Source organism: Variovorax sp. 20P10.2.4, assembly GCF_058244205.1.
This window is the reverse complement of the sequence record NZ_JBZAYE010000340.1, coordinates 1-7,843: the sequence shown is the minus strand read 5'-3', so window position 1 is coordinate 7,843 and position 7,843 is coordinate 1. Positions and strand designations below refer to the sequence as shown.

At 69.9% G+C, this 7,843-nt stretch carries 7 protein-coding genes and 1 pseudogene; 2 read left to right on the top strand and 6 right to left on the bottom strand.

Annotation, left to right across the window (positions count from 1 at the left end):
* Together AC27VN_RS25980 and AC27VN_RS25975 are read left to right on the top strand one after the other, a co-directional pair.
* Positions 1 to 216 (top strand): annotated as a pseudogene (locus tag AC27VN_RS25980) (8-oxoguanine deaminase); the annotation flags it as partial.
* A 203-nt stretch (positions 217 to 419) separates the two neighbouring features.
* Positions 420 to 2,432: a lipoxygenase family protein gene (locus AC27VN_RS25975; protein ID WP_490878392.1), complete on the top strand. Its 2,013-nt coding sequence runs from the start codon at positions 420 to 422 to the stop codon at positions 2,430 to 2,432.
* Positions 2,433 to 2,444: 12 nt separating this feature from the next.
* Here AC27VN_RS25975 and AC27VN_RS25970 read toward each other — a convergent pair whose 3' ends face one another.
* The 6 genes from AC27VN_RS25970 to AC27VN_RS25945 form a co-directional block, all read right to left on the bottom strand.
* The gene (locus AC27VN_RS25970; protein WP_490878391.1) at positions 2,445 to 3,686 is read right to left on the bottom strand and encodes a pyridoxal phosphate-dependent decarboxylase family protein; all 1,242 of its coding nucleotides are present in this window, start codon (positions 3,684 to 3,686) and stop codon (positions 2,445 to 2,447) included.
* Between the two features lie 7 nt (positions 3,687 to 3,693).
* Positions 3,694 to 4,509, bottom strand: a complete 816-nt coding sequence (locus AC27VN_RS25965) for an ABC transporter permease (protein WP_208512524.1) — start codon at positions 4,507 to 4,509, stop codon at positions 3,694 to 3,696.
* Complete coding sequence (locus AC27VN_RS25960) at positions 4,506 to 5,321, bottom strand: ABC transporter ATP-binding protein (protein WP_490878390.1); 816 nt, start codon at positions 5,319 to 5,321, stop codon at positions 4,506 to 4,508. The genes AC27VN_RS25965 and AC27VN_RS25960 overlap by 4 nt, the downstream gene beginning before the upstream one ends.
* Positions 5,322 to 5,325: 4 nt before the next feature.
* A complete protein-coding gene (locus tag AC27VN_RS25955; protein WP_057593783.1) occupies positions 5,326 to 6,369 on the bottom strand; it encodes a taurine ABC transporter substrate-binding protein in 1,044 nt (347 codons plus the stop codon).
* Positions 6,370 to 6,487: 118 nt separating this feature from the next.
* Positions 6,488 to 7,228, bottom strand: coding sequence for a GntR family transcriptional regulator (locus AC27VN_RS25950; protein ID WP_203204518.1), 741 nt, complete (start codon positions 7,226 to 7,228; stop codon positions 6,488 to 6,490).
* 66 nt (positions 7,229 to 7,294) lie between these two features.
* The coding region (locus tag AC27VN_RS25945; RefSeq protein WP_490878389.1) for an MFS transporter at positions 7,295 to 7,843 on the bottom strand (549 nt) is incomplete at its 5' end.

The window sequence follows — 7,843 nt, the reverse complement described above, 5'->3', positions numbered from 1 at the left end:
GACCTGCGCGGCGTGTCGCACGCGGGCGCATGGCACGACCCGGTGGCGGCGCTGGTGTTCTGCACGCCGGCCTCGGCCGCGCTCAGCATCATCGACGGCCAGGTGCGCATCCGCGAGGGCCGCTTCGTCGATCTCGAACTGCCGCCGCTGCTCGCGCGGCACCGCGAGCTCGCGCGCACGCTGTACGAGCGCGCACGGCATCCGCACACGGCCTGAGACGCTGAACAGCACCTGACCGGCGTGCGCTTTCGCCACGCCGGATGCGAACCTTCGCCCTAGGCAGCTACCCGCATTGCGGGCGTCATGCCTCGTCCGCAGAATCCGCTGGCTCGAATAGAACGAGCGTTCGATTTTGTCGGCCAGGGCGAGAACCATCGGCCGATGTTCCAGATGCACGACAACAACAGGGAACACCAGCGATGAAACGCAGAGAACTCCTCAAGGGCGCGGCCGCGGCCGGCACCGCGGCCGGATTCGGCAGCCTGCTGGCCGGCGCGCCATCCACCGCCTCGGCCGCGCTGCCGGTGCCCAGGCCCACCTTGCCGCAGAAGATCGATCCGATCAGCGCCACCTTGCGCCGGCTCGAACTCGTGAGCCGGCAGGCCACCTACCTCTGGACCGAATCGCACCTCAACCTCGCGGGCGTGCCGATGGGCGCCGTGGTGCCGCCGGCCGAACTGCCGGCGCTCGAGCACCAGTTGCTGACCTTGTCGCGCGCGCTCGAGGCGGCCGTGAACTTCGCGGCCTCCTTCGCCACCAGCCCGATCGCCAGCGGCAGCCTGCAGACGCTCGACAACCTGCGTACGCGGCTCGCGGCCCTGCAGGCGAGCTTCGCGCAGCTGCTGTCGCAGAACGCCGGCCTGCTCACGCTGCCGGCCGCGGCGCTTGCGCTGCTGGGCACGCTGACCGGCACCGCGGGCGATATCGCCACCCAGTTGCGCCAGGTGCACCAGGACCTGATGACGCAGGGCCTGCTCGGCGGGCCGCGCACCGTGGCGCAGTACGACGCGCTGTTCGCGACCATCGAGAAGCCGTCGATCGCGCAGGTCTTCCGCGACAACGCGCTGTTCGCCTGGATGCGCGTGGCCGGCCCGAACCCGATGCTGATCCGCAAGGCCAGCGTGCTGCCCTCGAAGTTCCCGCTGACCGACGCGCAGTACCGGCAGGCCATGGGCAACGCCGACAGCCTCGCCGACGCGGCCGCCGAGGGCCGCCTCTACCTGCTCGACTACGAAGGCCTGGGCGACATGGCGCCCACGGGCCCGGTGACCAAGCCGCTGACCGGCACCGCCTATGTCTTCATGCCGGTCGCGCTGTTCGCGCGGCCCAGGGCGGGCCGTTCGTTGGTGCCGGTGGCCATCCAGTGCGGCCAGAACCCGGCGCAGCATCCGATCTTCCTGCGCGTGGACGACGCCTCGAACGCCGAGGCCTACTGGGCCTGGCAGTCGGCCAAGACCACGGTGCAGGTGGCGGACTTCAACTACCACGAGATGTTCGTGCACCTGGGCCGCACGCACCTGATGTCGGAGGCCTTCGCGATGGCCACGCAGCGCCAGCTCGCGACCGCGCATCCGCTGAGCCGCCTGCTGTCGCCGCACCTCGAGGGCGCGATGTTCATCAACGAGGCGGCCACGCTGATCATCATGGCGCCGCTGACCACGGGCGACGGCATCCTCGCGGCGCCGATCGAGACCCTGCAGCGCGAGTGCGGCCGCGACCGCCTGGCCTACGACTTCCAGGCCAACCTGATGCTGCCCGACGAGCTGCGCGCGCGCGGCGTCGACAACCCGGGCGAACTGCCCGAGTACCCGTACCGCGACGACGCGCTGCTGCTGTGGAACGCGATCGCGCAATGGGTGGGCGACTACGTCGCGACCTACTACCTCAGCGACACCGACGTGAGCGGCGACCACGAGCTGCAGGCCTGGGCCGTCGACCTCTCGACCCACGGCAAGGTGAAGGGGCTGCCGGCGATTTCCACGCGCGCCAGGCTGGCCGACGTGATCACGGCCATCGTCTTCAACACGAGCGCGCAGCATGCGGCCGTGAACTTCCCGCAGCTCTCGGTGATGACCTATGCGCCCTTCAGCGCGGGCATGGCCGGCACGCCGGCGCCCGCCTCGACGGCCGGCCAGTCGGAGGCCACCTGGTCGCAGATGCTGCCCGCGCGGCTCGCGGCGCAGGAGCAGATCCTGCTGTTCCACATCCTCGGCGGCGTCTACTACCGGCCGCTCGGCGAGTACAAGGACAACGCGTTTCCGCACCTGCCGGTGCTGATCGATCCCGCGATCGCGGGCCAGGGCGGGCCGCTCGAGCGCTTCCGCGCGGCGCTGGCGGGCATCGAGGCGACGATCAGGCAGCGCAACACGACGCGCTCGCGGCCTTACGAGCACCTGCTGCCGAGCCGGATTCCGTCGAGCACGAACATCTGAACCGGGGGCGGCTCAGTACTGCGCCTTCACCGCGCTCGCCGCGCCGCTCGCCAAGGTCGCCGGATCCTCCAGCACCGCCGCCACGTCGCCCAGGTACTGCCCCACCACCGGCTCGTGCGTGAGGTTCAGCATGTGGTGGATGCCGTCGGGGTTCTTCACGTAGCCCACGGTCCAGCCGCGCGCGCCGAGGCCGCGACCGATGGCGCCCATGTCGCGTTCGGGCGAGCCGAAGGCGAAGATCGACAGCTCGGGCCGGCCCAGCGTGGGCAGGCCCAGCGCATCGAGGCCTTGCTGCATCGCGCGCCGCGTCGCGAGCACGCGCTCGGTCACGCGCAGGTAGCCCGCATGGCCCAGGTAGTTCATCACCGCCCAGGCCGCGGCGATGGCGCCGCCCGCGCGCGTGCCCACCAGCGTGTGGGTGAAGTACTGGCCGCGCGGCCAGTCGTCGAAGTAGTAGCCCATCAGCGCGAAGGCCTCGGGATCGGCGAAGAACAGGGTCGAGGCGCCCTTGGCGGTGTAGCCATACTTGTGCAGGTCGGCCGAGATCGAGGTCACGCCCTCGACCGCGAAATCGAAGTCGGGGATGTCGGCGCCGAGCTCGCGCGCGAACGGCGCGAAGTAGCCGCCCACGCAGGCATCCACATGCATCCAGCAGCCGTGCTCGCGCGCCAGCGCCGCGATCTCGGGAATGGGATCGACCACGCCGTGCGGAAAGGCCGGCGCCGAGCCCACCACCATCGCGGTGTCGGGCGTGAAGGCGGCGCGCATCGCCGCCGGGTCGGCGCGGAAGTCGGCCGCCAGCGGCGTGCGCACCGGCACCAGGCCGAGGAAGTGCGCGGCCTTGTCGAAGGCCGGGTGCGCGCTCTGCGGCATCAGGATTTCGGGCTTGGCCATGCCGGGGCGCCGCGCCAGCGCGCGGTCGCGCGCGCACTTGACCGCGAGGAAGATGCTCTCGGTGCCGCCGGTGGTCATGGCGCCGCGCGCCTCGGGGCCGCCGTGCAGCAATGCGAGGCCCATCTCCACCACCTCGCGCTCGAAGGTCGCGAGGCTCGCGAAGGCGCGCGGACCCAGGCCGTTCTCGGAGAAGTACATCAGGTAGGCCTGCTTGGCCACCTCGAGCACGTCCTCGCCCGCGTAGTGGATGAACATCGGCACGCGGCCGTTGCGCCAGTCGGCGTCGCCGCGGCCGGCCTCCTCGAGCCGCCGCTGCAGCTCGGGCCAGGACGCGCCTTGCTCGGGGAGTGTCAGTGCCATGGTCGCTTCATCCTTCCTTGCCGCCCCAGTGGACGACCTTGTTTTCGAGCGCCCGCGCCAGCAGGTCGAGCAGGTAGCCGAGGATCGCCATGATCAGCGCGCCGACGATCACGACGTTGGTGAGCAGGAAGTCGGAGGCCGACATCGCCATGTAGGCGATGCCCGCGTTGGTGGCGATCATCTCGGCGCCCACCAGCATGGTCACGCCCAGGCCGATGCTCACGCGGATGCCGGTGAAGATGCCCGGCAGGCTGGCCGGGAAGATCACGCGCCGGAAGATCATGGCGCGCGAGGCACCGAGCGCCATCGCGGCCTGCACCTTGCGCCGGCCCACCGCGCGCACCGCCTGCATGGCGCTGATCGAGAGGATCGGGAACAGCGCGAGCACGATGATCACGATCTTCGAGACCTCGCCGATGCCGAACCAGATGATCAAGAGCGGCAGCAGCGCGAGCTTGGGCATCGGCCGCGTGATCTCGATCGGCGGATCGAGCAGCGCCTTCACGGTCTCGTTCATGCCCATCCACAGCCCCAGCGGCACCGCCACCAGCACCGTGAGCCCGAAGGCCACGCCGAAGCGGAACAGGCTGATGCCCAGGTGGTGCGCGAGCGTCTTGCCCTGGTAGCCGTTCTGCATGAGCTGGAGGAAGGTGTTCCACACCGACATCGGCGAAGGCAGGAACAGCGGCGCGACCAGCGGCTGGTCGCCGACGATCGGCACGGTGATCAGCAGCCACAGCACGAACAGCGCGGCGAAGGAGCCGAGGTTGATCCAGCGCGCGCGGCCGCGGGCGCCGTTCGGCCGGTTCGGTGCGGCGCTCATCGCTGGGCCTCCTGGTGCTGCGCGGCCAGCGCCTCCTCGCGCAGCAGGCCGAAGATCTCGGCCTTCATGCGCGCGAACTCGGCGCTCGCCACCACGGCCGGGTCGTCGCTCTGCGCGAAGCCTGGGTGGAACTTCGCCTTGATGCGCCCGGGCCGCGCCGACATCACGACGATCTCGGTGGCGAGGAACAGCGCCTCGTCGATGCTGTGGGTGATCCACAGCACGGTCTTGCGCGTCTCGTGCCAGATGCGCTTGATCTCCTCCTGCAGCAGCTCGCGCGTCTGCGCGTCGAGCGCGGCGAAGGGCTCGTCCATCAGCAGGATCTCGGGCGAGTTGGCGAGCGCGCGCGCGATGCCCACGCGCTGCTGCATGCCGCCCGAGAGCTCGTAGGGATAGCGCCTCGCAAAGCTCGTGAGGCCGACCATCTCGAGGTACTGCGAGGCGATGCGCGTCGCCTCGGCGGCCGACTTGCCCGTGGCCAGCGGCCCGAAGGCCACGTTCTCGATCACGCGCATCCAGGTGAACAGCGCGCCCTGCTGGAACACCACGCCGCGGCGCGGATCGGGGCCGCGCACCGGCTGGCCGTCCATCAGCACGCGGCCGGCCGTGGGCTGCTCGAAGCCCGCGAGGATGTTCAGCAACGTGCTCTTGCCGCAGCCCGAGGGGCCGAGCAGGCAGGTGAAGGCGCCCTCGGCGATGTCGAGCGTGATCGGCTCCAGCGCCTGCACCGCGTCGGGGCCGTCGCCGAAGCGCTTGGAGACTTCCTCGAAACGGACCTTGGGCGTGCCCGCCTGCTGCGGTGGCAGTCCCATGGCCTCAGGCGGCCATCTTGGCGACGAAGCTCGAATCGACGAGCCCGCTCAGGTCCTTCGGCATGGCCGAGATCTGCGCCGACTCCAGGAGGAACTGCGCCTGCGTCTGCAAGGTCTTGAGCACGCCCGTGTCCTTCTCGCCGGGCTTGCCCATCCAGTGGCTCTGCAACTGCTCGCGCGCGGGCACCGGGTAGAAGGTGTTGAGCGAGCGCATCACCGCGGCCTCGTCGACGTTGAGGAATTTGGTCATGGTCTCGACCACTTCCTTCGGCTCCTGCTTGAAGGTGCGCGCGATCTGCTCGTAGTCCTTGAGGAAGGCCAGCACCAGGTCGGGCGACTTCTGCTTGAACTCGTCGCGCACCAGCAGGCCGTCGAAGATCAGCAGGTTGTTCTTGTTGAGGTCGCCGGTCTTGAAGATGATCTTGCCGCCGTCCTCGGTCAGGCGCGGCAGCACCGGCACCCAGATGTAGCTGGCATCGATCTCGCGGCGCTGCCAGGCCGAGGCGATCTGGTCGGCGCGCATGTTGATGAGCTGCACGTCCGCCAGCCCGATGCCCGCGGTCTTGAGCGCCGCCACCGCGGCGAAGTGCACCGAGGTGTTGAACGGCAGGCCGATCTTCTTGCCCTTGAGCCCCGCCACCGTGGTGATGCCCGAGTTGCCCTGCACCACCAGGCATTCGCTGTCGACGATGTTCTTGTAGACGTAGACCATCGAGGCCTTCAGCCCGTTGGCGTAGCCGACCATCATCGGGCTGGAGCCGATGTTGCACATGTCGAGGCTGCCGCCGGCCATGGCCGCGATCACCTCGGAGCCCGCGCGCACGGTCACGAAGTCGGCGCTGGTGCCGGCGCCGAAGGTCTTGGCCGCCATGTTCTTCGCGCGGATGTAGTTCTGCGCATCGATGGCGCCGAAGGTGCCGAGCTTGACCGAGCGCGCCTGCGCGGCGGCCGGGCCCGAGGCCCCGAGCAGCAGCGAGCCGGCGGAAGAGGCCAGCAGCATGTGGGCGCTGGCCAGGTGGAACTCGCGGCGGGAGAGATTCAACTTCATGCGACGGCCTTTCTTCGAACAGACGAAGGAACTGGAGCCCCGGCAACGAGGCCTTGGGCCGCACTTTAGGCGATCAGAATATATTCTGTCTACGCAAAAACCCGCGCCAGCCGTTTTTTCAGGGCTTGAGCAGCCGGATCAGGTAGCGCGAGCCGTGCGTCAGGTCGTCGCGCATCGCCTGCCCGAGCGCGTCGCCGTCACGCCGGCGCAGCGCGTCCATCGCGGTCAGATGCGTCTCGTGGCCCGTGAGACTGCCGCAGTACTGCGGGAACAGCAGGTTCAGCGTGGGGCCGACGCGCAGCCACAGGCTCTCGATGATGCGGATCAGGATGGCCTGGCCCGAGGCTCGATATATCGAGAGATGGAATTCAGTGTTTTCGAGCAGCGTGCGGTGCGCGTCGCCGGCCTGGATGGCCGCCAGGTGCGCCTGCACCACGCCGTCGAGACGCTCGATCTCGTCGTTCGAGATGCGCGGCGCGGCCTCCTTGGCCGCCAGGCATTCGAGCTCCATGCGGATCTTGAGGATCTCGCGGTAGGTCTCGACGTCGAGGCGCGGCACGCGGATGGTGCGGCCGTTGACCACCTCGAGCCCGTGCTCCACCACCAGCCGCTGCACCGCCTCGCGCACCGGCGTCAGGCTCACGCCCTGGCTCTCGGCCACGCCGCGCACGGTCAGCACCTGCTCGGGCAGCAGCGCGCCGGTCATCAGCGACTGGCGCAGCCGCTGGTAGACCTGGTCGGTCAGCGTGTCGGCGCGCGCGCCCTGCGCCTCTTCCTTCAGCGCCGGTTCCGCATGGGCGGCACGGCGCGCGCGCGGGCGAACGTCGGGGCGGCGGGCGGTGGGCTTGGAGGCGGGCATCGGGATCGGCTCGGTGGGATTGTGGCTTGAATATACTCTGCCGCCTCCAGCCGCCCGGCCGGTGGCTCAGGCCGGCGCGACGCGGCGCCCGCGCCCCATGACGCGGTAGAGCAGGAAGGCCGCGATCGAGACGTTGACCAGGTTCCAGGCGATGCCGTTGAGGAAGGCCGCGTGGTAGCTGCCCGTGAGGTCGAACACCTTGCCCGACATCCAGCCGCCGAGCGCCATGCCGAACAGCGTGAACATCAGCACCGTGCCCACGCGCGCGCCCGCCTCGGAGGCCGGGAAGTGCTCGCGCACGATGATCGCGTACGAGGGCACGATGCCGCCCTGGAACAGGCCGAACAGCGCCGACACCACGTACAGCGGCACCAGGCCGTCGAAGGGCAGGAACAGCAGCAGCGCCACGCACTGCAGCGCGCCGCCGAGCAGCAGCGTGCGCAGCCCGCCGATGCGGTCGCAGATGGCGCCCGACACCAGCCGACTCACCACGCCGAAGGCCAGCATCAGCGAGAGCATCTGCGCGCCGCGCGCGGCGCCGAAGCCGAGGTCGCTGCAGTAGGCCACGATGTGCACCTGCGGCATCGCCATCGCCACGCAGCAGGCCACGCCCGC